General features: G+C 68.0%; 24 protein-coding genes. 15 read left to right on the top strand and 9 right to left on the bottom strand.

Features of this window, described 5'->3' with window-relative positions:
• Window positions 1-25: 25 nt before the first annotated feature.
• The 4 genes from ARC23_RS01465 to ARC23_RS01450 form a co-directional block, all read right to left on the bottom strand.
• Window positions 26-3,082, bottom strand: coding sequence for a TonB-dependent receptor (locus tag ARC23_RS01465; RefSeq protein ID WP_057495573.1), 3,057 nt, complete (start codon window positions 3,080-3,082; stop codon window positions 26-28).
• Window positions 3,083-3,158: 76 nt separating this feature from the next.
• Window positions 3,159-4,196, bottom strand: a complete 1,038-nt coding sequence (locus ARC23_RS01460; RefSeq protein WP_057495572.1) for a LacI family DNA-binding transcriptional regulator — start codon at window positions 4,194-4,196, stop codon at window positions 3,159-3,161.
• Between the two features lie 149 nt (window positions 4,197-4,345).
• On the bottom strand, window positions 4,346-4,621 hold the full coding sequence (locus ARC23_RS01455) for a BolA family protein (RefSeq protein WP_057495571.1): 276 nt from the start codon (window positions 4,619-4,621) through the stop codon (window positions 4,346-4,348).
• Complete coding sequence (locus ARC23_RS01450; RefSeq protein WP_057495570.1) at window positions 4,618-4,917, bottom strand: YciI family protein; 300 nt, start codon at window positions 4,915-4,917, stop codon at window positions 4,618-4,620. The genes ARC23_RS01455 and ARC23_RS01450 overlap by 4 nt, the downstream gene beginning before the upstream one ends.
• A gap of 376 nt (window positions 4,918-5,293) precedes the next feature.
• On the opposite strand from ARC23_RS01450, the gene ARC23_RS01445 reads away from it, so the two are divergent.
• The 4 genes from ARC23_RS01445 to ARC23_RS20235 all read left to right on the top strand — a co-directional run bounded on the left by ARC23_RS01445 (window position 5,294) and on the right by ARC23_RS20235 (window position 9,186).
• Window positions 5,294-6,202, top strand: coding sequence for a segregation and condensation protein A (locus tag ARC23_RS01445; protein WP_057495569.1), 909 nt, complete (start codon window positions 5,294-5,296; stop codon window positions 6,200-6,202).
• A 13-nt stretch (window positions 6,203-6,215) separates the two neighbouring features.
• Window positions 6,216-7,091, top strand: a complete 876-nt coding sequence (gene scpB, locus ARC23_RS01440; protein ID WP_057495568.1) for an SMC-Scp complex subunit ScpB — start codon at window positions 6,216-6,218, stop codon at window positions 7,089-7,091.
• Window positions 7,084-8,733 carry a pseudouridine synthase gene (locus tag ARC23_RS01435; RefSeq protein ID WP_057495567.1) on the top strand — a complete coding sequence of 550 codons (1,650 nt, stop codon included), beginning with the start codon at window positions 7,084-7,086 and terminating at the stop codon, window positions 8,731-8,733. Before scpB ends, ARC23_RS01435 begins: the two co-directional genes overlap by 8 nt.
• A 207-nt stretch (window positions 8,734-8,940) precedes the next feature.
• Complete coding sequence (locus ARC23_RS20235; RefSeq protein ID WP_080392985.1) at window positions 8,941-9,186, top strand: protein L; 246 nt, start codon at window positions 8,941-8,943, stop codon at window positions 9,184-9,186.
• Window positions 9,187-9,281: 95 nt separating this feature from the next.
• Here ARC23_RS20235 and ARC23_RS01430 read toward each other — a convergent pair whose 3' ends face one another.
• The 3 genes from ARC23_RS01430 to ARC23_RS01420 form a co-directional block, all read right to left on the bottom strand.
• Window positions 9,282-9,716, bottom strand: a complete 435-nt coding sequence (locus ARC23_RS01430) for a hypothetical protein (protein ID WP_014037831.1) — start codon at window positions 9,714-9,716, stop codon at window positions 9,282-9,284.
• A gap of 112 nt (window positions 9,717-9,828) precedes the next feature.
• Window positions 9,829-10,635 carry an amidohydrolase gene (locus ARC23_RS01425; protein WP_057495566.1) on the bottom strand — a complete coding sequence of 269 codons (807 nt, stop codon included), beginning with the start codon at window positions 10,633-10,635 and terminating at the stop codon, window positions 9,829-9,831.
• Window positions 10,636-10,649: 14 nt separating this feature from the next.
• The gene (locus ARC23_RS01420) at window positions 10,650-11,798 is read right to left on the bottom strand and encodes a pyridoxal phosphate-dependent aminotransferase (RefSeq protein ID WP_057495565.1); all 1,149 of its coding nucleotides are present in this window, start codon (window positions 11,796-11,798) and stop codon (window positions 10,650-10,652) included.
• Between the two features lie 186 nt (window positions 11,799-11,984).
• Between ARC23_RS01420 and ccmA the strand changes: the two genes are divergently transcribed.
• From ccmA to ARC23_RS01365, 11 genes are all read left to right on the top strand, one after another.
• Window positions 11,985-12,614, top strand: a complete 630-nt coding sequence (gene ccmA, locus ARC23_RS01415; RefSeq protein ID WP_057495564.1) for a heme ABC exporter ATP-binding protein CcmA — start codon at window positions 11,985-11,987, stop codon at window positions 12,612-12,614.
• The gene (gene ccmB, locus ARC23_RS01410; protein ID WP_057495563.1) at window positions 12,611-13,306 is read left to right on the top strand and encodes a heme exporter protein CcmB; all 696 of its coding nucleotides are present in this window, start codon (window positions 12,611-12,613) and stop codon (window positions 13,304-13,306) included. Before ccmA ends, ccmB begins: the two co-directional genes overlap by 4 nt.
• 43 nt (window positions 13,307-13,349) lie before the next feature.
• Complete coding sequence (ccmC, locus tag ARC23_RS01405; protein ID WP_057495562.1) at window positions 13,350-14,120, top strand: heme ABC transporter permease CcmC; 771 nt, start codon at window positions 13,350-13,352, stop codon at window positions 14,118-14,120.
• On the top strand, window positions 14,117-14,305 hold the full coding sequence (locus ARC23_RS01400) for a heme exporter protein CcmD (RefSeq protein ID WP_057495561.1): 189 nt from the start codon (window positions 14,117-14,119) through the stop codon (window positions 14,303-14,305). Before ccmC ends, ARC23_RS01400 begins: the two co-directional genes overlap by 4 nt.
• The gene (ccmE, locus tag ARC23_RS01395; RefSeq protein ID WP_057495560.1) at window positions 14,302-14,763 is read left to right on the top strand and encodes a cytochrome c maturation protein CcmE; all 462 of its coding nucleotides are present in this window, start codon (window positions 14,302-14,304) and stop codon (window positions 14,761-14,763) included. The genes ARC23_RS01400 and ccmE overlap by 4 nt, the downstream gene beginning before the upstream one ends.
• A complete protein-coding gene (locus ARC23_RS01390) occupies window positions 14,764-16,683 on the top strand; it encodes a heme lyase CcmF/NrfE family subunit (RefSeq protein WP_057495559.1) in 1,920 nt (639 codons plus the stop codon).
• 8 nt (window positions 16,684-16,691) lie between these two features.
• Entirely contained in the window at window positions 16,692-17,309 is a 618-nt protein-coding gene (locus tag ARC23_RS01385) for a DsbE family thiol:disulfide interchange protein (protein WP_057495558.1), read from the top strand.
• A gap of 4 nt (window positions 17,310-17,313) precedes the next feature.
• Window positions 17,314-17,760: a cytochrome c-type biogenesis protein gene (locus ARC23_RS01380; protein ID WP_057495557.1), complete on the top strand. Its 447-nt coding sequence runs from the start codon at window positions 17,314-17,316 to the stop codon at window positions 17,758-17,760.
• A complete protein-coding gene (locus ARC23_RS01375) occupies window positions 17,754-18,743 on the top strand; it encodes a tetratricopeptide repeat protein (RefSeq protein WP_057495556.1) in 990 nt (329 codons plus the stop codon). The genes ARC23_RS01380 and ARC23_RS01375 overlap by 7 nt, the downstream gene beginning before the upstream one ends.
• Before the next feature lie 72 nt (window positions 18,744-18,815).
• A complete protein-coding gene (gene metX / locus ARC23_RS01370) occupies window positions 18,816-19,928 on the top strand; it encodes a homoserine O-acetyltransferase MetX (protein ID WP_057495555.1) in 1,113 nt (370 codons plus the stop codon).
• Entirely contained in the window at window positions 19,929-20,273 is a 345-nt protein-coding gene (locus ARC23_RS01365; protein WP_057495554.1) for a DUF1294 domain-containing protein, read from the top strand.
• A 92-nt stretch (window positions 20,274-20,365) separates the two neighbouring features.
• Here the strand turns inward: ARC23_RS01365 and cydC are convergent, their stop codons facing one another.
• Both cydC and cydD read right to left on the bottom strand, forming a co-directional pair.
• The gene (gene cydC / locus ARC23_RS01360; RefSeq protein ID WP_057495553.1) at window positions 20,366-22,039 is read right to left on the bottom strand and encodes a thiol reductant ABC exporter subunit CydC; all 1,674 of its coding nucleotides are present in this window, start codon (window positions 22,037-22,039) and stop codon (window positions 20,366-20,368) included.
• Window positions 22,036-23,781, bottom strand: a complete 1,746-nt coding sequence (cydD, locus tag ARC23_RS01355) for a thiol reductant ABC exporter subunit CydD (protein WP_057495552.1) — start codon at window positions 23,779-23,781, stop codon at window positions 22,036-22,038. The genes cydC and cydD overlap by 4 nt, the downstream gene beginning before the upstream one ends.
• Between the last annotated feature and the right edge of the window lie 25 nt (window positions 23,782-23,806).

Genomic DNA, 23,806 nt, shown 5'->3' with positions numbered 1-23,806 from the left:
TCGGGTCCTGCATCACCGCCCGGGCTTAGAAGCGGAAGCCCACTTCGGCCTTGACCTGGCGCGGCGTACCGACGATGTCGCCGGTCTCGTTGTAGCTGGCCTGCAGCTTGCCGTTGGTCTTGACGTAGTTGTAGGTGGAGAAGTTGTCGAAGTTGAACACGTTGATGATGTCGATACGTGCGTACAGCTCGGTATCGCCCGCCAGCTTGAACGTCTTCGTCGCCTGCAGGTCGACCGAACGGTAGCCGAAGATCTTGCCACCCACCAGGAACTTGCCGGTAGCGTTGGGCACGGCCGCCTGCGGGGTCGGCAGGGTGTAGCCGCTGGCCTGCATCACCGGGTACCAGTCGTTGACGGCGGTAGGGGTGGCCAGGGTGATCTTGCCGCCGAAGGTGATGCCCCAGAAGCCCGCATACGAGCCGGTCACCACCAGGCGGTGGCGCGGTGCGCCGTTGGAGCGGATGGTCGGGTAGTCACCGATCAGGCCGCGGTCAAAGGCGTACTTCTCGTTGATGTCGCGGTTATGGCGCGCGGTGGTCCAGGTGTAGGCGATCGAGGTGCCCCAGCCGCTTTCCTTGGTGAACGGCTTCTGCGCCGACAGCAGGACCTGGGTGGCACGGGTCTTGATGCCCTGCTGGCCGATGATCAGGCTGCCGAAGCCCGGCACGTTGCAGCTCCAGGCCTGGCTCAGGCCCGCGGAGGTGCCACCGCACAGGCGCGGATCATCGAAGAACTGGCCGGTCGGATAGCGGTTGCCCAGGGTGAAGGCGAAGCCGTCGTAGCTCAGGGTACGAGCAATGGTGGCGTCGGTCAGCCAGTCGCCGATCTGGTTGCTCATGCCCAGGCTGAACTGGTCCGAGTACGGCGCCTTCAGCTTGTTGTTCAGCAGGTCCACTTCCAGGCCGGCATTGCTGGTCGCGCCGACCAGTGCCTGCAGGTTGCCGATGCCGTTGAGCAGGTTCGGGTTCCAGTCATAGCAGGCAGCCTGGCCGTTGATGCAGGCGCCGGTGGCCGGGTTGCGGAAGTAGATGGTCGGCTGCGGCAGGGCCAGCTTGGTGGTTTCCAGCTGCAGGTTGTCGAACAGGTCACGGTCGTAGGAACGGCCGGCACCACCGTGGATCACGTGCTGCTCGTCGGCATTGATGTCATACGAGAAGCCCAGGCGCGGCTGCCAGGCGTCCTTGAATGCCTTGCGGTTGTGACCGTTGCTGATGTAGTCGCTGATGTCCAGGCCACCCAGTGCCAGCGAATCGGCGTAGGTCTGGCCGGCGGGGGCGCGCGGATCCTGCGAATAGATGGCGTCGACCACCTGCTGCGGGGTCACGAAGTCCAGGTAGGACGGGGTCTTTTCGTAGTCCCAGCGCAGGCCGATGTTCAGCTGCAGGTGGTCGTTGACCTGCCAGTCGTCCTGGATGAACACGCCGTACTGCTTGGACTTCGAACGCACTTCGCCGGACACGCCGGTCACGCCGGTCACCGGCTTGACGAACTGCGCCTTGTACGGAATGGAATCGGGGAAGTCCGGATCGCCCAGCGAGTAGGTGAAGGTCGGGTTGATCTGCGCCGCATCGGAAGCGTACAGGTCGATCTGCTTGTACTTCACGCCCATCTTGATGGTGTGGTCGCCCGCCCACTGGATGCCATCCAGGGTCAGGTTGTCTTCGATCGACCAGCCCTTCTGGCCCTTCACCTGCGAATCCAGCGCTGAGGCGCCACCGATCTTCACGATGGTGCGGTCCTCGGGGCCGTCCGGTGCGGTGTAGGTGATGCCGTTGGCCAGCGTCAGCGGAGTCGGGTTGTTGAACGAGTCTTCGTGGGTGACCATCAACTCGTTGTAGTAGCGCTCACCGCTGTGGTTCCAGCGCAGGGCGTAACGACGGTCGGTGTTGACCACTTCACGGCCGGCTTCCGGCGAGGTCTGGCCACTGAACTGCGACTGGGTTTCGTCGCGGTCCTGGAAGGTCAGTTCAATGCGATCGTTGTCGGTCGGCTCGAAGTCGATCTTGCCGAAGATCAGGTCCTGCTGGAACGGCTGGCTGGCCGGGCCGAGGCCGGCGGCGCCGGCCGGCGGCAGCAGGCCGGCAGCGCCGGTGACCGCGCCGTCCGGCGCGATGGTGACCGGCAGATCGAAGCGCTTGGCTTCGTAGGTCACGAAGAAGTGCGCCTTGTCCTGGATGATCGGACCGCCCAGGGCGAAGCCGTATTCCTTCTCGGCCGAGACCATCTTCTCCTTGCCACCCTGGCGCTCGGCCGGGGTCTTGGCACGCATGTCTTCATCGGTGTAGCGGTAGAACGCCTCACCCTTGAACTCGTTGGTACCGGACTTGGTCGCAGCCGTCACTGCGGCGCTCGACACCTGGCCGTACTCGGCCTTGTAGTTGCCGCTGATGACCTTGTATTCACCGATGGCCAGCTGCGGGAACGGGTTGCCGGCGCTGCCGGACTGGCCGGCCACGCCGCCGCCCTTGACGTAGCTCTTCTGGCCCACGCCGTCGATGTACACGTTGGTGCCATCGGCATTGGTGGCGCCGCCGCGCAGCGAGGTGTTGCCCTTGGCGTCGCGGGTGAAGATCAGGCCCGGCACCGCGTCGGCAAACTCCAGGAAGTTGCGCGACACCTGCGGGGTGGTCTGGATCTGCTGCAGGCTGACGGTCTTGCCGACTTCGGAGGTGCGCACTTCCTGCAGCAGGGTCGGTGCGACGACGTTGACGGTGTCCAGGTTGGTGGCAGCGGTCGAGCCCGGCGTGCTGCTGGCAGCACCGGCGAAGTTCAACGTGGCGGTCGAGGCCACGGTGACGGTGACCTTCTGGGTCTGGCCGTTGGCGACCACGTTGTAGGTGCCCGGATCCAGGCCCATCAGCGAGTAGCTGCCATCGGCACGCACGGTGCCGCGACGGACGGTACCGGTGGCCACGTTGGTGGCGGTGACTTCAGAACCGGCCTGGGCGCCGGCAACCTGGCCGCGCAGGCTGGCGTTGGCCGACTGCGCCATGGCGTTGGGGGCGGCGGCCAGCATCAGGCAGCTGACCAGTGCGGTGCTCAGCAGCCGGCGCGCCGGCGTGCGGAAGGTGGTATGCATCATCAACTCAATCTCCGGGTGGCGGTGACCGCTCGCGCGGTCCCTGCGATCAATCAAAAAAGAAGGAACGCCTCTGGCTTCAACGGCCGGATGGCGGAGTGGTGGAATCGCGAACTATCAAGCGGGGAACCAGGGTCTGCTTGTCCCCTGTCCCATCCGTGGAGGTGCCGTCCATCAACTGCATCAGGCGCGTCATGGCCCGATCGCCGAGCTCGGCGATGCTGACCTGCATGGTGGTCAGCGACGGGTGGACGAAACGCGCCAGTGGAATGTCATCGAAACCGGCCAGGGCGACATCCGACGGCACATGGACACCTGCCTGCGTGAACGCATACAGGCAACCCAGGGCCATCATGTCGTTGGCGGCGAACACGGCATCGGGCAGCGCTCCGGCTGCCAGCAACTCCTGACCGGCGCGGTGGCCGGAAGCTTCGTCGAAATCACCGGGCAGCTCGATGCCTTCGGCGCCACTGCCGAAGGCCGCCAGCGCGTCACGGAAGCCGCGCAGGCGCTCGCGCGCGTCGAAGTTGAGGTCCGGGCCAGAAATGAAAGCGATGCGGCGGTGACCGGCCTCCAGCAGGTGGCCGGTCATGGCCATCGCACCGGCGTGGTCGTCGATGCTCAGCACCGGGTGGTCCTGCCCGGGCAGATAGGTGTTGATCAGCACCGTTGGCAGCGACTGCGGCAGGTTGTCGGTCAGGAAGCCCGGGCTCTCGGCGTAGGGCGAGAGCACCAGCAACCCGTCGACCCGGCCACGCATGGCACGCAGGGCCGCGCCCTGCTGCTCCTGGTCGCCGTGGTAGCTGGACACCAGCAGGTGCTGGCGGCGGTTGCGGGCGACATTGTCGATGCCGCGCATCAGCTCGGAGAAGAATTCGCCGTACAGGTCGGGCAGCACCACGCCGACCGTGTTGGTACGGCGGCTGCTCAGGCTGCGGGCGGCGGCGTGCGGGGTGTAACGCAGCCGGGCGGCCACCTCCAGCACAAGCTGGCGGACCGGTTCGGCGACATTTTCATGCCCGTTGAGCGCGCGCGACACCGTGGCCACGGAGACCCGGGCTTCGCGAGCGACGTCTTTGATTGTGATAGCTGCCTTGTTCACGAAGCCGCCCTCCACGGCTTGGACCTACCAGCATTGGCGCGGAATGTAAGCGTTTCCATCTGGGCTTGTAAACAGTCCGTTAGGCGAATGTCCTGAAATGGACATGGAAACCTGTCCATCACCGGCCTTGGCGAAGACCTGCGATGACAGCGCGGGACAAGGGCTCAGCCCTGTTCTGACGGGGTGAATGCGCGGATGGACAACGCATGGATGTCGGTGTCCATCATCGTCCCCAGCGCGGCATAGATCGCCCGGTGGCGCGCCAGCGGGCCCAATCCGGCGAAGCGCTCGCTGACCACCAGCACGTTGAAATGGCCGCGACCATCGCGGGCTCCGGCATGGCCGGCATGGCGATGACTGTCGTCCTCGATTTCCAGCCGGGTCGGGGCCAATGCCTGCTGCAGCGCATCACGGATCCGTTCGATCCGTCCGGCGTTCACGGCAGGACCTTGCGGAATGGCCGCACCTGCACGTGCGTGTAGACCCCCGCGGCGACGTAGGGGTCGGCGTCGGCCCAGGCCTGTGCCTGCGCAAGCGACTCGAACAGGGCGATCACCACCGACCCGCTGAAGCCGGCCGGACCGGGGTCTTCGCTATCCACCGCCGGACAGGGGCCGGCCAGCAGCAGGCGGCCTTCGTCGCGCAGCGCGTGCAGCCGCGCCAGGTGTTCCGGCCGGGCCTGCAGCCGCTGTGCCAGCACATCCTGGCCGTCATACCCCTCGATCACATACCACACCGGCGTTACCTCGCTTGCGTTTTCGGGTCCGCAGATTCTAGCCAATGGCCCCTGCCGCCGCCCTCGGCTGGACACCCGCGCCACAAAGGCTTACCCTAGCGTCCATTGCACGTGGCTGGATGCAGCAGCTCGTCGGTGCCTGCGGCCAATGCGGCCCCCGACGACCGACCTGCCGCTTCAAAACCGGATCGCCTGACCGGGCCACGTAGACGACCTCCCCGTAGTTTCGTCGCTGCCGCTCGCTGCGGCGCGTCCTGCTGTTTGATATGTGTGGAATCGCGCCGATCCCGGCGTGTCTGGTGCCCTGGGGCTCCGCGGCGTTGGCCCGGCGAACCCGGTGCCGCGACTGGTCCGTTGCAATCCTGATGTCCATTAGATGACTTCCGAACTCGCGCTCGACGCGAACCCGCCAACCCGGCCGCCCGCCCCCCAGCAGCAGGAAATGCCGCTGGCCGTGGTGCATGGGCAACCGGTCCTGCAGATCCCGCAGGACCTGTACATCCCGCCGGACGCGCTGGAAGTCATCCTGGACGCCTTCGAAGGCCCGCTGGACCTGCTGCTGTACCTGATCCGCCGGCAGAACCTGGACGTGCTGGACATTCCCGTGGCCGAGATCACCCGGCAGTACGTGGAATACATCACGGTGATGCGCGAGCTGCGCTTCGAGCTGGCCGCCGAGTACCTGGTGATGGCCGCGATCCTGGCCGAGGTGAAGTCGCGCATGCTGCTGCCGCGGCCGGTCAGCGAGGAAGGCGATGAAGCCGACCCGCGCGCCGAGCTGGTGCGCCGGCTGCAGGAGTACGAACGCTTCAAGCAGGCCGCCGAGGACATCGACGCCCTGCCCCGGCAGGACCGCGACACCACGGTGGCGCATGCCTTCATGCCCGAGCGCGCCACGGTGAAGCTGCCGCCGCCGGTGGACCTGAAGGAAATGCTGCTGGCCCTGCACGACGTGCTCAAGCGCGCCGAGCTGTTCAGCGGCCACGCCATCAAGCGCGAGGCACTGAGCGTGCGGCAACGCATGGGCGAGGTACTCGGCCGCCTGGAAGACGGCAGGTTCTATCGCTTTGAAGGACTGTTCACGGCCGAAGAAGGCAAGCTGGGCGTGCTGGTCACGTTCCTGGCGGTGCTGGAGCTGGCCAAGGAACAGCTGCTGGACATCGTCCAGGAAGAACCGCTGGCGCCGATCTACGTGAAGTCGCTGGCGGCCGGCAATACCAACGCCCCGCTGCAGTTCAGCAGCGAGTTCGACGACAACGACGACGCCGCCAATGCCAATGAGTGAGCGCTGACTGCCGATGGATCAATCGCTGATCGACCGCATTGTCGAGGGTGCCCTGCTGGCTTCCAGCCAGCCGCTCACCCTGGCCCAGCTGAAGGACCTGTTCCCGGAAGAGGAACCGGCACCGCCGGGCAGCATCGAACGTGCGCTGGAACGCCTGCGCGAGGCCTGCGAAGGCCGCGGCGTGGAACTGGTCGAGGTCGCCTCCGGCTTCCGCTACCAGGTGACCGGCGAAGTGCACAGCTGGATCAGCCGGTTGTGGACTGAACGCAAGACCCGCTACACCCGTGCCACGCTGGAAACCCTGGCACTGATTGCCTACCGGCAACCGATCACCCGCGGCGAGATCGAACAGGTGCGCGGCGTGGCGGTCAGCAGCAACATCATCCAGGCCCTGGAAGAACGCGAATGGATCCGCGTGGTCGGCCACCGTGACGTGCCCGGCAAGCCGGCGCTGTTCGGCACCACCAAGGGGTTCCTGGACTATTTCGGCCTCAAGCGCCTGGACGAACTGCCGCCCCTGTCCGAACTGAAGGACCTGGGCGAGCTGGAACCGCAGCTGGCCCTGGACCGCGATGGCCCGGCCGCTGCCGGTGCGGACGGCCCGGATGTTTCGGCCGGCGCTGACGGCGCCGCCGCCAACGATGACGCCGGCCTGGCCGGCGGTGATACCCCAGATTCCGCCGATGCAGACGCTGCATCGGCTTCCGATGAGCAAGCACCTTCGCCCTTCGATGATGGGCACCCCGATTCCGCGCCGGGCGAGCGCGCGGTGCCCCTGAACGAACGCGAAGACAACGCCGTCGCGATGACGACCGTGGCTGTTGACCAAGCCGATTCCGAACCAGAGGCCGACCTCGAAACCGTCGGCCGGAGCAAAACTGATGAGTGACACCCCTCGCAAGCTGTCGTTGAACAAGCTCTCGCTGAAGCGCGAAGCCACCTCCGAACAGTTCAAGTTGGAAGAACGCCTGCACAAGGTGCTGGCCCAGGCCGGCCTCGGCTCGCGCCGCGCGCTGGAACAGCGCATCGCCGAAGGCCTGGTCAAGGTCAACGGCGAAGTCGCGCAGACCGGCATGTCGGTCAAGAGCGGCGACAGGATCGAACTGGACGGCCGCGGCTTCGTCGCCACCGCCCTGGCCGAGCCGTCGCGCGTACTGGTCTACAACAAGCCGGAAGGCGAAGTGACCACCCGCGAAGATCCCGAAGGCCGCCCGACCGTGTTCGAATCGCTGCCGCCGCTGAAGGGCGCGCGCTGGATCGCGATCGGCCGCCTGGACATCAACACCACCGGCCTGCTGCTGGCCACCACCGACGGTGAGCTGGCCAACGCCATGATGCACCCGTCGTTCGAGGTCGAACGCGAGTACGTGGTCCGCGTGCGCGCCCCGGAAGGCGAGGAAAAGGTCTCCGACGCCATCGTCGACCGCCTCGCCCGTGGCGTCGCACTGGAAGACGGCCCTGCCAAGTTCGACGAGATCGAACGTATCGGCGGCACCGATTCGCACGACTGGTTCCGCGTCGTGGTGAAGGAAGGCCGCAACCGCGAAGTGCGCCGCCTGTGGGAATCGCAGGGCTGCCAGGTCAGCCGCCTCAAGCGCACCCGCTACGGCAAGGTGAGCCTGCCGCGCGAACTGGCCCGTGGCCATTCGGTGGAACTGGGCACCGCCCAGGTCGAAGCCCTGCGCGCACAGCTGAAGCTGGAAGAGGGTGCGCCGTCGGCGCTGACCCTGCAGCCGGTGATCGGCCAGCGCCGCGCTGCCAAGACCACCGTGCGCGTGCGCGAAGGTGGACGTGGCAATGCCTACGTCAACGGCCACAACACGGCCGACGAAGGCCGCGAACTGCGCCGCTTCGACAACGTGCGCGAAGATCGCGGCCGTGGCCGCGGTGGCAAGGGTGGCGGCTTCAAGGGCGGCCTGACGGTCAGCGGTGAAGCGGCGGCCAAGCAGTCGCAGAAGCCGTTCAAGCAGCGCGCGCCGAAGAATGATCGCTCGCTGCCGGAAGGCAACCCGGCCGCGTTCCGTACCTGGTACGTGCCGGACGGTGTCAGCACCGGCCCGAGCGGCCATCGCAATGCCGGTCCGGGCGCACGTGGCCCGGGTGCCCGTGGTCCGGGTGCAGGCGGCCAGGGCCGTCCGTACGGCAAGCCGAAGGGCCCGGGCGCAGGTGCCGGTGGCGGCCAGGGCCGTGGCGGCTTTGGTGGTGAAGGCCGTGGCGGCGCAGGCGGCCAGGGTCGTCCGGCCGGTGGCGGCAACCGCTCGCAGGGCCAGGGCAACAAGCACCCGTACGGCCATCCGGGCAACGCCCCGAGCTTCCCGTCCGACCACGCGACCCCGGGCTTCAACCCGTATGGCAGCCCGAAGCCGGCACACGGCGCCCGTCCGGGCGGTCGCGGTCCGGGCGGCGGTAACAACCGCGGCCCCGGCGGTAATCGCGGCCCCGGCGGTCCGGGTGGCAACCGTGGCCCGGGGGGCCCCGGCGGCAACCGCGGTCCGGGCGGCCCGCGCCGCAGCGGCCCGCGCGGCGGCTGATCACTACTGCGACTGAAATGCGAAACCCCGGCTCCGGCCGGGGTTTTTCTTTGTCTGGCAGGTCGACCCGCGGGTGCATCCACGCCACGCGTGGATGAAAAGCGTGCGTTAGGAATTCTTTGAAAACGTGCAATTAGTGCCACAGGTCGACGCGAGCAACGCGATGAACGCCTATCGTCAAGCCTCTCACCGCATAAGGAAACGACGATGGCATGGCATACCAGCGGCTCTGTGCTGACATTGGTAAATCCCACCAATACCTGGTGGAACACAGTCTACGGCCCGGGCCACACTGTTCCCGTTTCAGGTATCTACGCCTGCCTTGGCTGCGGGCGTGAGATCACGAGCAATCAGAACGACCCCTTCCCGCCGCAGTCGCACCATCAGCACTCGACCCAGCAGGGCAGCATCCGCTGGAAACTCAATGTACGCACGAACACCGACGGCGCCTGATGTAAAACAGGGACGGAGGGGATTAAGTCGTTTCTGCCTCGCCAATTCACAATGTGGCAAAAACGACTTAATCCCCTCCGTCCCCTTTTTTGTTGTCAGCGACGGCTGATGGTGAAGGCGGCGCCGTCCACGCCCAGGTCCCAGCCCTTGCCGGTGCCGGACAGGGCCAGCGAGATGTCGCCCTTGGTCATCACCTGCGCGTTGCTGGACTTCACGGCACCCGCATGCGCGCCAACCGAGGCGTAGGTGCCCAGCAGCTCGTTGACGCTCACGGCACCGGTGAAGCTGCCACGGCCATTGGTGATCTTCGACTTGCCCACGGTCAGGCCGCCGCCCTTCACTTCGATGCGCACCGGCAGGCTGGTGCCGTTGCTGCAGCTCACCGTGCCATTGCCGGAGGCGGTCTTGTAGATCAGTGACCAGCCGGACAGGTTGTAGCGCAGCTGGCAATCAAGGTTGCCGGCAGCGTGCGCGGCCGGGGCCAGCGTTGCAGCGGACAGGGCCAGCAGCAGGGCGAAGGGCTTGTTCATGGCAGGACTTCCAGTTCGGTCGGACTGCCGGCGAATCTAGCAGCGCGCGCGTGCACGTTGGATGCAGGCGCGCGCTGCTGCGTGGCAGGCATTCAGCCGCCGTCGTGCTGTTTCAGGCCTGCTCGTCCAGATGGAAGGCATCGGCATCGAGCATCGCCGGGAAACGCGCGCGATGTGCAGCCAGTGCTTCGGCCGAAATGGTGGTGGTCACCACCTGTTCGCGTTCGCGGATCTCGACCTGCGGCTGGCCGAGGAAATCCAGCACTGCGCTGTCGCCGGCGTAGTGCAGCTGGTTGCCATCGACGCCGATGCGGTTCACCGCCGCCACGAAGCACAGGTTCTCGATTGCCCGCGCACGCAGCAGTGTCTTCCACGCATAGGCGCGCGCCGACGGCCAGTTGGCGACGAAGATCTGCAGGTCGAAGTCCAGCTGCCCGCTCCGCTCCACGTTGTAGCGGTTGCGGCAGAACACCGGGAAGCGCAGGTCGTAGCAGACCTGCGGATTGATCCGCCAGCCCTTCCATTCCACGCTCAGGCGCTCGCGACCGGCGGCATAGCGCTCGTGCTCGCCGCCGTAGCGGAACAGGTGGCGCTTGTCGTAGTACTGCAGTTCGCCGTCCGGCGTGGCAAACAACAGCCGGTTGTAGACGCCGTCACCCTCGCGCAACTGCACGCTGCCGATCACCGCAGCGTTCAACGCCCTGGCCTGCTCGCGCACCCAGGCCACGGTCGGCCCATCCATGCCTTCGGCCTGGGCGATGGCGTCGTTGGAGAAGCCGCTGGTGAAGGTCTCCGGCAGGATCACCAGGTCGGTGGTGCCGGCCAGCGGTGCCAGCAGCGCGCCGTAGTAGGCGCGGTTGCCGGCCGGGTCATGCCAGCGGGTGTCGCCCTGGACGAGGGAAATGCGCAGGTCCTGCATGTCCGTGCCTCCGCTCACAGCAGGCGCAGGCGTTCGATCGCCGCGTCCATCGTTGCTTCATTCTTGGCAAAGCACAGGCGCACCAGGCGCTGGCCGGCCGGCGGGCTCTCGTAGAACGGCGACAGCGGAATGGCGGTGACGCCCTTCTCGATGGTCAGCCACTTCACGAATTCGTGGTCCGGCAGGTCGCTGATCGCCGAATAGTCGACCAGCTGGAAGTAGCCGCCCGGCACCGGCAGCGCCTTCAGGCGGGTGCTGGCCAGCTGCTCACGGAAGCGATCGCGCTTGGCCTGGTAGAACGCGCCCAGCTCCAGGTGGTGTTCGGGTTCGTCGCGGATCATCGCGGCGAAACCGTACTGTGCCGGGCCGAAGCTGGTGAAGGTGTTGTACTGGTGCACCTTGCGGAACTCGGCGGTCAGCGCCGGCGGGGCGATCGCATAACCGATCTTCCAGCCGGTGCAGTGGTAGGTCTTGCCGAAACTGGAGATGACGAACGCGCGCTCGCGCAGTTCCGGGTAGCGCAGCGCCGATTCATGGCGGCGACCGTCGTAGATGATGTGCTCGTACACCTCATCGGAAATCAGGTAGATCTGCGTGCCGCGCAGCAGCGCGGCCAGCGCCTGCATGTCAGCCTCGTCCAGCATCGCACCGGACGGGTTGTGCGGGGTATTGACCATCAGCATGCGGGTGCGCGGGGTGATCGCCGCGCGCACGCGGTCCCAGTCCACGGCGAAGGTCTGCGGGTCCAGCGGCACGTGCACGGCGGTGGCCCCGGCCAGCTCGATCGCCGGCTCGTAGCAGTCATAGGCCGGGTCGAGCACGATCACTTCCTCGCCGGCACGCACCACGGCGTGGATGGCATTGAAGATGGCCTCGGTGGCGCCGCTGGTGACGGTGATTTCGGTGTCCGGGTCGATGGTGGCGCCGTACAGGTCCAGCGACTTCTGCGCGATGGCCTGGCGCAGCGGCGCGACGCCGGTCATCGGCGGGTACTGGTTGAGCCCGGCGGCCATCGCCTTGGCCGTCTCGTCGATCAGGCGCTGCGGCGCGGAAAAGTCCGGGAACCCCTGGCCCAGGTTGACCGCGCCGTGTTCGGCGGCGAGCTGGGACATCACGGTGAAGATCGTGGTACCGACCTTGGGCAGCTTGGTGGTGGGTTGCATCGGCCTGGGGATATGGGGAGACAGCCCCTGAGTTTACGCAATCCCTGCTTCGGTAGTGCCGGCCGCCGGCCGGCAACCTCGGCCACTCTGCGACGCTTGGCCGCATCTGCCGGCCAGCGGCCGGCACTACCCTGTGAATTCACGGCTACAATTGCCACCGCACTCCGGCATGAAGACCCCTGCCCCTTGAACACCCCTGCATTGCTGGCTGCCAGCGGCCTGAGCTTCTCCCGCAATGACGAGCCGGTGTTCGGCCCGCTGGACTTCCATGTGGACGCCGGCGAAGCCCTGCTGGTGCAGGGCGGCAATGGCGCCGGCAAGACCACCCTGCTGCGCGTGCTGGCCGGCCTGGCCCGGCCCGGCGCCGGCCAGGTGCGGATCGACGGCAGGCCCGCCAGCAATGCCGAGCGTGCGCGCTATGTCGCCTACCTCAGCCATCTGCCTGCCCTGAAGCCGGACCTCGGTACACTGGAGAACCTGCACTTTCTGTGTGGCCTGCATGGGCGCCGCGCGCGGCAGATGCCCGGCAACGCACTGGCCATCGTCGGCCTGGCCGGTTATGAGGACACCCTGGTGCGGCACCTGTCGGCCGGACAGAAGCGGCGGCTGGCACTGGCGCGTATCTGGCTGTCGCCGGCGCCGCTGTGGCTGCTCGACGAACCCTACGCCAACCTCGACCTGGAGGGCATCACCCTGGTCAACCGGATGATCTCGGCGCACCTGCGCGCCGGTGGCGCTGCGCTGGTCACCACCCATGGCGCCTATGCCGCACCGCCGGTGCGTACCCGCCAGCTCGACCTCGGCGGTGCCGCATGATCGCGCCGGGCACAGAACCGGGCCTGTGGCAGACCGCAGGCGCCCTGCTCAAGCGCGACCTGCGCCTGCTCTGGCGCCGCCGCGGGGATGCGCTGCAGCCGCTGCTGTTTGCAGTACTGGTGGTGGTGCTGTTCGCGCTGGCCCAGGGCCGCGAACCGAAACTGCTGAGCGCCACCGCCGGTGCGGTGCTGTGGCTGGCGGTGCTGCTGGCGGGACAGCTGGCGCTGGATTCGCTGTTCCGCTCCGACGCCGAGGATGGCTCGCTGGAACAATGGCTGCTGGCGCCGGTGCCGCTGGCCTGGCTGGTGCTGGTGCGCGTGCTGCTGCATTGGGCCACCACTGCGCTGCCGCTGATCGTGGTCAGCCCGCTGCTGGCCGAAATGCTGCATCTGCCGCATGACCAACTGCCGATGTTGCTGGCATCGTTGCTGCTGGGCACGCCGTTGCTGAGCCTGATCGGTGGCGTGGTCGCCGCGCTGACCGTCGGCATCCGGCGCTCTGGTATTCTCGTGGCGCTGCTGTCGTTGCCGCTGTACGTGCCGGTGCTGGTGTTCGGCGCCGGCAGCCTGGCGGCCGCCGGACGCGGGCAGGATCCGGTCGGTGCGCTGCTGCTGCTGGGCGCCGGACTGCTGGTCGCGCTGGTGCTGGCGCCGCTGGCCACTGCCGCTGCAATACGCATTTCTCTGAGTTGACCGAGCTGAGAGCCAATCCACCCCTGCTGGATAGCCGCCACGCATGAATCCGTTTGTCCGCTGGTTCCACCAACTCGGTTCGCCTCCCACGTTCGACCGTTTCGCTGCCCGCTGGTCGCGGGTGTTCTACCTCGCGGCGGTGCCGGTACTGCTGGTCGGCATGTGGCAGGCGCTGCTGGTGGTGCCGCCGGAAGCCAAGCAACTGGACAGCTTCCGCATCCTCTACATCCACGTGCCCAGCGCCTGGATGAGCCTGTTCGTGTTCGCGCTGATGGCGCTGTATGCGGCCATCGCGCTGATCTGGCGGATCAAGGTCTGCGAGATCCTTGCCATGGCCTGCGCGCCGATGGGCGCCGGTTTCACCCTGATCACCCTGCTGACCGGCAGCATCTGGGGCAAGGGCACCTGGGGTACCTGGTGGGACTGGGACCCGCGCATGACCAGCGAGCTGGTGCTGCTGTTCCTGTATCTGGGCGTGATCGGCCTGTACCACGCCATCGAGGACCGCCGCAGCGCAGCGCGCGCGGCCGGCCTGCTGGCCATCGTCGGTGTCAGCCTGCTGCCGGTGATCCGCTATTCGGTGGACTGGTGGGGCGGCCTGCACCAGCGCCAGTCGATCAGCGTATTCGGTGAATCGGCGATCAGCAGCGCAATGATCGCGCCGCTGTGGTGGATGGTGATCGGCACCAAGTTCTGGTTCGCCGGTTCGGTGCTGGCCAAGGCGCGCGCCGACAATCTCGACCGCGAGGCCGGCAAGGCCTGGATCGGTGGCCGCGTCGAACCGCAACGCCCGGCCCGGGAGGCCCAGCCATGACCCACCTGCCCTATGTGATCGGCGCCTACGCGGTGTTCGTGCTGGTGCTCAGCGCCGATGCCCTCGGTTCGTGGCTGCGCCTGCGCGTGGCACGCCGGCTGGCGCTGGCCCGCCAGCAGCGCCAGCAGACCCGTGCCGGCAAGCAGGAGACGGCCGCGTCACTGTCGACGGAGCTGGAACGATGACCCCGGTCCAGCGCCGCCGCCTGGCATGGGTGCTGCTGGCCCTGCTTGCCTCCGGCCTGGCCACCGCACTGGTGGCGATGGCACTGGAGCGCAACATCGCCTACCTGTACACCCCCTCGGAAGTCCTGCGCGGCGATGTCGATGCGCAGTCGCGCTTCCGCCTCGGCGGCATGGTGGTGAAAGGCTCCTTCAACCGTCCGCCCGGCTCGCTGGAGGCACGCTTCGAGGTGACCGACGGCGACGCGCAGCTGGCGGTGACCACCTCGCGGATCCTGCCGGACATGTTTGCCGAAGGCACCGCGGTGGTCGCCAGCGGCCGCCTGCAGGACGGCACCTTCGTCGCTGACGAAGTGCTGGCCAAGCACGATGAGAAGTACGTGCCGAAGGAAGTGGCCGACAAGATGGGCGACGCCCACCGCAAGCACGACGTGCCGGTACCGGCACCCGAGGTGCGCTGAGTGCTGCCCGAACTGGGTCAGATCCTGCTGTTGTGCGCGCTGCTGGCCTCGCTGCTGCAGACCGGCCTGCCGCTGGTCGGCGCACATCGCAACAACACGGCATGGATGGCAGTGGCACGACCGGCCGCCTTCGCGCAGCTGCTGCTGCTCGCCGGCGCGTTCGCGGTGCTGACCGCCGCGTTCGTGCAGCAGGATTTTTCGGTGCGCTACGTGGCCGAAAACTCCAACTCGCTGCTGCCGATGATCTACCGCTACTCGGCGGTGTGGGGCGCGCACGAAGGCTCGCTGCTGATGTGGGCGCTGGTGCTGGCACTGTGGACCGGCGCGGTCGCGCTGTTCTCGCGGCACCTGCCGGCACCGGTGCAGGCCCGCGTACTGGCGGTGATGGGCATCGTCAGCGTCGGCTTCCTCGCGTTCCTCATCTTCACCTCCAATCCGTTCCTGCGCCTGAACCCGGCGCCGCTGGAAGGCCGCGACCTCAACCCGCTGCTGCAGGACCCAGGCCTGATCATCCACCCGCCGATGCTGTACCTGGGCTACGTCGGCTTCGCGGTGCCGTTCGCCTTCGCCGTGGCTGCACTGCTGGAAGGCCGCATCGATGCGCGCTGGCTGCGCTGGACGCGGCCGTGGACCAACGTGGCCTGGGGCTTTTTGACCCTCGGCATCGCACTGGGCAGCTGGTGGGCCTACTACGAGCTGGGCTGGGGCGGCTGGTGGTTCTGGGATCCGGTGGAGAACGCCAGCTTCATGCCATGGCTGGTGGGCGCGGCGCTGATCCACTCGCAGGCCGTCACTGAAAAGCGTGGCACCTTCGGCAGCTGGACCCTGCTGCTGGCGATCGCCGCCTTCGCGCTGTCGCTGCTGGGCACGTTCCTGGTGCGCTCCGGCGTGCTGACCAGCGTGCATTCGTTCGCCGCCGATCCCTCACGCGGACTGTTCATCCTGGTGTTCCTGTCGGTGCTGGTGGGCGGCAGCCTGCTGCTGTATGCGCTGCGTGCCAGCCAGCTGGGCGTGGACGCCGACGATCCACGCCGCGGCTTCACCGCCACCTCGCGCGAGACCCTGCTGCTGGCCAACAACCTGCTGCTGGCCACCGCCTGCGCGATGGTGCTGCTCGGCACGCTGTATCCGCTGCTGGCCGATGCGCTGTCGCTGGGCAAGATCTCGGTCGGCCCGCCCTACTTCGGCAGCCTGTTCCTGCTGCTGATGGCGCCGATGATCCTGTTGCTGCCGTTCGGCCCGCTGGTGAAATGGCAGCGTGACCAGCCCTCGCGCGCCTTCGCGCTGCTGGCACCGTGGCTGGGCCTGGCGGTGGTGCTGGGTGCGTTGGCCTGGTGGCAGGCGCCGCAGAACGGCTGGAAGGCCGGCATCGGTGTGGCCGCCGCCGCCTGGGTCGGGCTCGGCACCGCGCGCTTCGTCTGGCAGCGCCTGCGCGGCAATGGCCGCTTCACCGCCGAGATGCTCGGCATGATTGTTGCCCACACCGGCATCGCGGTGTTCCTGGCGGGTGCACTGCTGGTCGAAGCCCTGAATGTGCAGCGCGAGGTGGCGCTGGCGCCGGGCCAGCAGCTGATGGTCGGCCGCTACGAAGTGCGCTTCGAGGGCGTGGACCATCGCGAAGGGCCGAATTTCATCGCCGACCGCGGTCATCTGCGGGTGTTCCGCAACGGCCGTGAGCAGGCCCTGCTGCACCCGGAGAAGCGCCAGTACGCCAGCGGCGGCCAGGTGATGACCGAGGCCGGCATCGATGCACGCTTCGACGGCGATGTCTACGTGGCATTGGGCGAGCCGCTGGGCAACAATGCATGGGCGGTACGGGTGCATATCAAGCCGTTCGTGCGCTGGATCTGGCTGGGCGCGCTGCTGATGGCCCTGGGCGGATTCATCACCGCCGCCGACCGCCGTTTCCGTCGTCCGTAGGAGTTTCCATGTCCGAGTCCCCCGCCCCGCGCCCCTCCCGCCCGCTGCCGCCGGTAGCCATCGTGATCGGCGTGCTGTTCTTCTTCGGCCTGCTCGGGCTGATGATCTATGGGGTGATGAAATCGGGCGACCCGCAGCGGGACGTGCTGCCTTCGGCTTTGATCGACAAGCCGGCGCCGGCGTTCGCGCTGCCGGTGCTGCACGACCCGGCGATGATCGTGCGCAGCGATGAGCTGCGCGGTGCGCCCTACCTGCTGAACGTATGGGGCAGCTGGTGCGCGGCCTGCCGCGAGGAGCACCCGGTGCTGACCCGTTTCGCCGAGAGCAAGCGCGTGCGCGTGATCGGCTACAACTGGAAGGATGACCCGACTGACGCGCTGCACTGGCTGGAACAGCTGGGCAATCCGTTCATGGTGGTGCTCAGCGATGTCGAGGGGCGTACCGCGATCGACTGGGGCGTGACCGCTGCGCCGGAGACCTTCCTGGTCGATGGCAGTGGCGTGGTGCGCTGGAAGTACAGCGGTGCGATGACCCAGGGTGTGATCGACGAGAAGCTGATTCCGGCGCTGGAAAAGATCGAAAAGGCGCAGGGCAATGCCGGCACCACCCTGCATACGGCACCGTAATCCGATGCGCTGGCTGCTGGTGCTGCTGCTGATGCTGCCACTGGCCACGCTGGCCCAGCAGCCGCTGCACGATCCGCGGCCGCTGCAGTTCCAGGATGACGCCGAAGAACGCCGCTTCCACGCGCTGGCCGCGCAGCTTCGCTGCGTGCAGTGCCAGAACCAGTCGCTGGCCGACTCCAATGCCCAGATTGCCCAGGACCTGCGCCGTGAGGTGCTGCAGCTGATGCAGCAGGGCCACGACGATGCGCAGATCAAGCAGTTCCTGGTGGTGCGCTATGGCGAGTTCGTGCTGTACCAACCGCCGCTGCAGCCGGGTACCTGGCTGCTGTGGGGCGGCCCGTTGCTGGTACTGGGCGCCGGTGCGCTGGTGGTGCTGGGCATCGTCCGCCGCCGCGGGCGCACGATGGTTGCCGCGCCAGCCAGCAAGGGCGATGAAGGAGATGGCTGGTGAACCTGTGGCTGCCGACAGTGGCCGGAACCGTGGCGGCACTGATGGCAGTGCTGGTGCTGTGGCCACTGCGCCACCACGGCCGCAAAGGGTTCGTCGTGGCTGTGCTCGCGCTCGCCGTTGCCGGTGCCTGCCTGTATGTGCTGGTGGGCGATCCGCGCGCTGCGCAGCTGAAACCAGCGGCCACGGTGGCGACCTTGCAGGACGGGGTGCAGGCCCTGCAGGACGCGCTGAAGCGCGATCCGCAGCGTGCCGATGGCTGGGTCCTGCTGGGCCGTTCGCAGGCCGAACTGGGTGACGCTCCCGCAGCGGCGGCGGCGTTTGCGCGCGCCGCAGCGCTCGCTCCCGATGATCCGGGCGTGCTGGTGGAAGCGGCGCAGGCGCGCGCCCAGGCCGAGCCGGCCAAGCAGTTCGATGACACCGCGGTGGCCTGGTTGCAGCAGGCTCGGGTATTGGCCCCCGACGCGGAGCGGGCCAGTTGGTTGCTGGGCATCGCCCTGCGCCAGCGTGGCCGCGATGCCGAGGCCGCTGATGTCTGGAGCAGCCTGCTGCCACGGCTGGAGCCCGGCGCCGCGCAGGCGTTGCAGGCGCAGATCGCCATCGCGCGCGAGGCCGCCGGCCAGGCGCCCGATGCTGCGCCTGCGTCGCCATCGGCGCTGCTGCAGGTGCGTGTGCAACTGCCTGCGTTGAAGGGCACCGAGTGGCCGGCCAGCACCCAGGTCTTCGTGCTGGCCCGTGCCGTCGGCGGGCCGCCAATGCCGGTGGCCGCACGCAAGCTGCCACTGGCCGGCTTCCCGGCCACGGTCGGGCTGGGCGACGGTGACAGCCCGATGCCGACCGCACCGCTGTCCGCCCATCGCGAAGTGGAAGTGGTCGCGCGCATCTCGCGCAGCGGCAGCGCCAATCGCAGCGACGACGACCTGCAGAGCGTACCGGTGAAGGTGAGCCTGCCCCACGACGGTGTTGTGGAGCTGCGCTTCCCGTAACGCGTCGCCCGGTAGTGCCGATGGAAACCAGCGTGTCGCCAGCTCCACATGCAGCCCCGCTAGAATGCCCGCATGACCGAATTCATCCCGCCCGGCACCCGTTTCCACGCCCTGCCCTCTCCGTTCCCGTTCAAGCGCGGCGGCGCCCTGCATGACGCACGCGTGGCCTTCGAAACCTGGGGAACGCTGGCGGCCGACGCCAGCAATGCGATCCTGATCGTGACCGGCCTGTCGCCGGACGCGCATGCCGCCGCCAATGACGCCAATCCGGCACCGGGCTGGTGGGAAGCGATGGTGGGGCCGGGCAAGCCGATCGATACCGACCGCTGGTTCGTGGTGTGCGTCAATTCGCTGGGCAGCTGCAAGGGCTCGACCGGCCCGGCCTCGCTCAACCCGGCCAGCGGTGAGCCCTACCGCCTCGATTTCCCCGAACTGTCGATCGAAGACGGTGCCCGTGCTGCGGTCGAGGTCGTGCGGGCGCTGGGCATCACCCAACTGGCCTGCGTGATTGGCAATTCGATGGGCGGCATGACCGCGCTGGCCGTACTGATGCTGCACCCGGGCATCGCACGCAGTCACATCAACATCTCCGGCAGCGCGCAGGCACTGCCGTTCTCGATTGCGATCCGCTCGCTGCAACGCGAGGCGATCCGCCTCGACCCGCGCTGGAATGGTGGCCACTACGACGACGCCGAGTACCCCGAGTGCGGCATGCGCATGGCGCGCAAGCTGGGCGTGATCACCTATCGTTCGGCACTGGAATGGGACGGTCGTTTCGGCCGCGTGCGGCTGGATTCGGACCAGGCCGACGACGACCCGTTCGGCCTCGAATTCCAGGTGGAAAGCTACCTGGAAGGACACGCGCGTCGCTTCGTGCGCTTCTTCGATCCGAACTGCTACCTGTACCTGAGCCGCTCGATGGACTGGTTCGACCTGGCCGAGTATGCCGGCGGCGACGTGCTTGCAGGGCTGGCGAAGATCCGGGTGGAGAAGGCGCTGGCGATCGGCGCCAACACCGACATCCTGTTCCCCGTGCAGCAACAGCAACAGGTCGCCGACGGCCTGCGTGCCGGCGGTGCTGAGGCGCGCTTCATCGGCCTGGAATCGCCCCAGGGCCACGATGCGTTCCTGGTCGATTTCGAGCGATTCGGCCCGGCCGTGCGCGACTTCCTCGACGCGCTGTAAGTGGCGTGGCGGCGTCACCTCGCACTGGCCGCGTTCGGTGCCTTGATCGCGCTGATGATCAGCGATGTCCTGCCGCTGTGGCTGGGCGGTTGGTGCCTGCTGGCCAGTGCGGTGTCGTTCGGGTTGTATGGCCATGACAAGCGCGCGGCGCAGCGAAAGCAGTGGCGCATTCCAGAACGAACATTGCAGCTGCTGGCCTTTGCCGGCGGCTGGCCCGGCGCGCTGCTGGGCCAGGCCGTGTTCCGCCACAAGCACCGCAAGGCGGCATTTCAATGGGCGTTCTGGTTGTGCGTACTGGCCAACGTCGCCTCGATCGCGGTGATGCTGCGCGAGTTCTCGCGGTAACCCCCGCAATCGGTTGTGCCGGCCGCTGGCCGGCAATTCCGTGTCCGTATCAAGCGCCATGAGGTTGCCGGCCAGCGGCCGGCACTACCGGTTCACGCTTCGCCGACCAGAGCCCCGTCGCGCAACCGGTACTGCGCATCGACCACGCCCTCGGGCAGTTCGTCATGGGTGATCATCACCAGGCTGCGACCGTCCAGCAACCCCGAAAGATCCTGCAACAGCGCGCGTGCGGTATCCACGTCCAGGCCTTCGGTCGGTTCGTCCAGCAGCAGGATCGGCGCATTGCGCAGCAGTGCGCGGGCCAGCGCCAGTCGCCGTGCCTGACCGGCCGACATCGTCGCGCCATTCTCGCCCACCCAGGTCTGCAGGCCACCGTTGTGCTCGGCCCATTCGCCCAGCCGCACCCGACGCAGCACCGCCCACAGCGCTGCGTCGCTGGCATCGGGATCACCCAATCGCAGGTTCTCGGCCACGCTGCCGGCAAACACCGGTGCGTTCTGCGGCAACCAGGCCAGCTGCCGATGCCACTCGGCCTGGGCGAAATCGCGCAGATCGCGGCCACCATAGGTCAGCCGTCCCTGCTGCGGATCCCACAGGCGCAGCAGCAGGCTGGACAGCGTGGTCTTGCCGCTGCCGCTGTCGCCGCGAATCGCGATGCGTTCGCCCGGCGCCAGGGTCAGCTGCACACCGGACAGCACCGGCCGCGCTGCACCCGGCCACTGGAAATGCACGTCATCCCAGTGCACGCGCGCCGCCTGCGGCACCGGCTGCGGTGCCTGCGGGTCCTCCACGGCCGGCGGCTGCTCAACAACGGCCTGCAGGCGATCGGCGGCGATGCGCCCGGACTGCAGCGACTGCCAGGCCAGCCCCATGCCGGCCCACAACTCGATCAGCGCGACGGTGAGGAACACCAGGCCCGCCGCCATTGCCGCCGCGATGCGCTGCTGTTCGGCCGCATGCAGGGCCAGTGCCAGCATCGCCACCAGCCCGAGCCCGGCGACCAGGCCGTGCAGCGTGGAGCCGGCAATCAGCCGCCAGCGCCGGCGCCGGTCGCGCGAGGCCAACTGCTTGGCGGCGACGCGCACCTTTAGCTGCCACGCTGCATCGGCATGCAGCGCGGCCAGATCAGCCGCGCCCTCCAGCCCTTCGAAGGCCGCAGTACGCAGCGCGGCGCGATGCGCGGCGCGATCGGCCTCTTCAGCATCGTGGCCACGCACGCCCAGCCACGGCACGCCAAAGGCGATCAGCAGCGCCAGCAGCGCCAGCAGCAGTGCCGCCGACGGCAGGATCATCGCCGCCGAAACGACTGCGACCAGCGACAATCCGCCCAAGGCCACCAGCGGACCGATGGCACGCACCAGCAGGCCATCGACCTCACCGATGTCACCGAGCAGGCGCGCCAGCAGTTCGCCGGTACGGGTGGCACCCAGCCGGGCCGGTGCCAGCGGCAGCGCGCGGCGGAAGAACCACACGCGCAGATCGCGGGCGATGCGCAGCGTGGCATCGTGGCCGACCAGCTTTTCAAAGTAGCGCGACACGATCCGGGCCATGGTCAGGCCACGGATGCCCGCAGACGGTGAGAAGAAGTTGAAGCCCTGGCCCAGCCCGGCCGCACCGGCCAGCGCAGCAGCGGTGAGGAAGCCACCGGACAGGCCCAGCAGTGCAGTGCCGGCCAGCATCGTGGTCCACAACAGCAGCACGGTCAGCAGCAGGCGCGGCCGATGGCGCAGGAACACCGCGCGCAGGGAATCGGGCGAACGGTTCATGCGCGCACCGCCTGCGCCGGTTCGACCAGGCGACCTTCCGGCAGCAGCAGGCAGCGGTCGGCCCAGGCGATCACGGTCGGGCTGTGGGTGGCCACCACCACGCTGCGCCCGCGCGCATACGCGGCCAGGCTGCGCAGCAGTGCCGCCTCGGTATCGGCATCGAGGAACGCGGTGGGTTCGTCCAGCAGCAGCACCTGCGGATCACGCAGCAGCAGGCGGGCCAGGCCGATGCGCCGTGCTTCGCCACCGGACAGGCCGAAGCCGCGTTCGCCGATCATCGTGTCCAGGCCCTGTGGCAGGCGCTGTGCGAACTGCAGCACCTGCGCGGCCTCGGCAACCGCACGCAGGCGCGCGTCGGTGGCCCCGGGATCGGCCAGCCGCAGGTTGTCGGCGATGCTGCCGTGGAACAGGTACGGGCGTTGGCTGGCGTAGGCCACCTGCAGCCCGGGGCGCAACTGCAGTTTACCGGCGCGCGGCGGCAGCCAACCGGCCAGCGCTTCCAGCAGCGTGCTCTTGCCACTGCCACTGGGGCCGACCAGAGCCAGCCGCTGGCCCGGCTCCAGCAGCACGTCCAGATCCTGCAGCACATCCTGAGGCGCCCCCAGCGGGCGCAGTGCCAGGCCCCACGCCTGCAATGGCGGCAACGCGGCCTCGGCCGGCTCCACCGCCAGCGGCGTGCTCTCGCTTTCGATCAGGCCCTGCTCTTCCGGCAGCGACTGCAGCAGGCGCTCCACTTCGGCGGCCGCGGCCAGTGCATTGGCGCGATCGTGGTAGTGCGCGGCCAAGCGCCGCAGCGGGGCGTAGAACTCCGGCGCCAGCAGCAGGCAGAACAAGCCGGCGCCGAGGCTCGGCACGCTCGCGTGCAGCGACATCATGCCCAGGTAGCTCAGGCCCAGGTACAAGGCCACCATCGCCACGCTCACCGAGGCGAAGAATTCCAGCACCGTGGACGACAGAAACGCGATGCGCAGTACCTTCAGGGTCCGCAGCCGCACGCCTTCGGCGGCCGCTTCCACACCCGCCAGCTCCGCCTCGCCGCGGCCGTACAGGCGCAGCAGGCCCAGTCCCTTGATGCGGTCGGCGAAATGGCCACTCATCCTCGCCAGCTCGCCCAGCTGCGCACGGCCGGCCGCCTCGGCGCCCCATCCCACCAGCATCATGAAGAACGGCACCAGCGGCGCGGTGAACAGCAGGATCAGCGCCACCACCCAGTCGACCCAGGCCACCGCGGCCAGGATCAGCAGCGGTACCACCACCACTTCGGTGCGTACCGGCAGGAAACCACTGTAGTAATTCTCAATCGCATCGCCGTGATGCAACATCAGTTCGCCCAGCTCGCCGATTCGGCGCTGGCGCAGCCACAGCGGGCCATGGCCCAGCAGGCGTGCGAACACACGCTCGCGCAGTGCCAGCCGTGCGGCATCGGCCACATCGCCGGCGGCCGCCTGCGTGGCGCTGCCCAACAGGGTGCGCAACACCAGAATCAGCGCCAGCACGCCCAGTGCCGGCAGCCCCGATGCCAGCGCGGCGCGCTCCACCAGCACCTGCTGCACCAACCAGGCGATGCTGGCGGCCTGCCCGATCAGCAACGCGCCTGACACGCTGATGCACAACGCTGCCAAGCGCTGGCGGCCGCGTGCGGCATGCGCCAGATCGGCCAGCCAGGCCGTGCGCGCGCGCCGCTGACGGGTAGTTTCAGCGTCCGGGGACAGGCTGGCGGAAGTCGTTTCGGCAGCGCTCAAGGGGTCTTCACGGTCAACGGGGGAG

The organism is Stenotrophomonas beteli (assembly GCF_001431665.1).
GTDB classification, from domain to species: domain Bacteria; phylum Pseudomonadota; class Gammaproteobacteria; order Xanthomonadales; family Xanthomonadaceae; genus Stenotrophomonas; species Stenotrophomonas beteli.
Note: the sequence above shows the minus strand (reverse complement) of the source record. Positions and strands in the feature narration are given on the sequence as shown.

Bases quoted from the DNA above. Each gene is read 5' to 3' on its own strand.
- ARC23_RS01465 (WP_057495573.1), bottom strand. From the start codon at position 3,082: ATGATGCATACCACCTTCCGCACGCCGGCGCGCCGGCTGCTGAGCACC.
- ARC23_RS01445 (WP_057495569.1), top strand. From the start codon at position 5,294: ATGACTTCCGAACTCGCGCTCGACGCGAACCCGCCAACCCGGCCGCCC.
- scpB (WP_057495568.1), top strand. From the start codon at position 6,216: ATGGATCAATCGCTGATCGACCGCATTGTCGAGGGTGCCCTGCTGGCT.
- ARC23_RS01435 (WP_057495567.1), top strand. From the start codon at position 7,084: ATGAGTGACACCCCTCGCAAGCTGTCGTTGAACAAGCTCTCGCTGAAG.
- ARC23_RS20235 (WP_080392985.1), top strand. From the start codon at position 8,941: ATGGCATGGCATACCAGCGGCTCTGTGCTGACATTGGTAAATCCCACC.
- ARC23_RS01430 (WP_014037831.1), bottom strand. From the start codon at position 9,716: ATGAACAAGCCCTTCGCCCTGCTGCTGGCCCTGTCCGCTGCAACGCTG.
- ARC23_RS01425 (WP_057495566.1), bottom strand. From the start codon at position 10,635: ATGCAGGACCTGCGCATTTCCCTCGTCCAGGGCGACACCCGCTGGCAT.
- ARC23_RS01420 (WP_057495565.1), bottom strand. From the start codon at position 11,798: ATGCAACCCACCACCAAGCTGCCCAAGGTCGGTACCACGATCTTCACC.
- ccmB (WP_057495563.1), top strand. From the start codon at position 12,611: ATGATCGCGCCGGGCACAGAACCGGGCCTGTGGCAGACCGCAGGCGCC.
- ccmC (WP_057495562.1), top strand. From the start codon at position 13,350: ATGAATCCGTTTGTCCGCTGGTTCCACCAACTCGGTTCGCCTCCCACG.
- ARC23_RS01400 (WP_057495561.1), top strand. From the start codon at position 14,117: ATGACCCACCTGCCCTATGTGATCGGCGCCTACGCGGTGTTCGTGCTG.
- ccmE (WP_057495560.1), top strand. From the start codon at position 14,302: ATGACCCCGGTCCAGCGCCGCCGCCTGGCATGGGTGCTGCTGGCCCTG.
- ARC23_RS01385 (WP_057495558.1), top strand. From the start codon at position 16,692: ATGTCCGAGTCCCCCGCCCCGCGCCCCTCCCGCCCGCTGCCGCCGGTA.
- ARC23_RS01380 (WP_057495557.1), top strand. From the start codon at position 17,314: ATGCGCTGGCTGCTGGTGCTGCTGCTGATGCTGCCACTGGCCACGCTG.
- metX (WP_057495555.1), top strand. From the start codon at position 18,816: ATGACCGAATTCATCCCGCCCGGCACCCGTTTCCACGCCCTGCCCTCT.
- cydC (WP_057495553.1), bottom strand. From the start codon at position 22,039: ATGAACCGTTCGCCCGATTCCCTGCGCGCGGTGTTCCTGCGCCATCGG.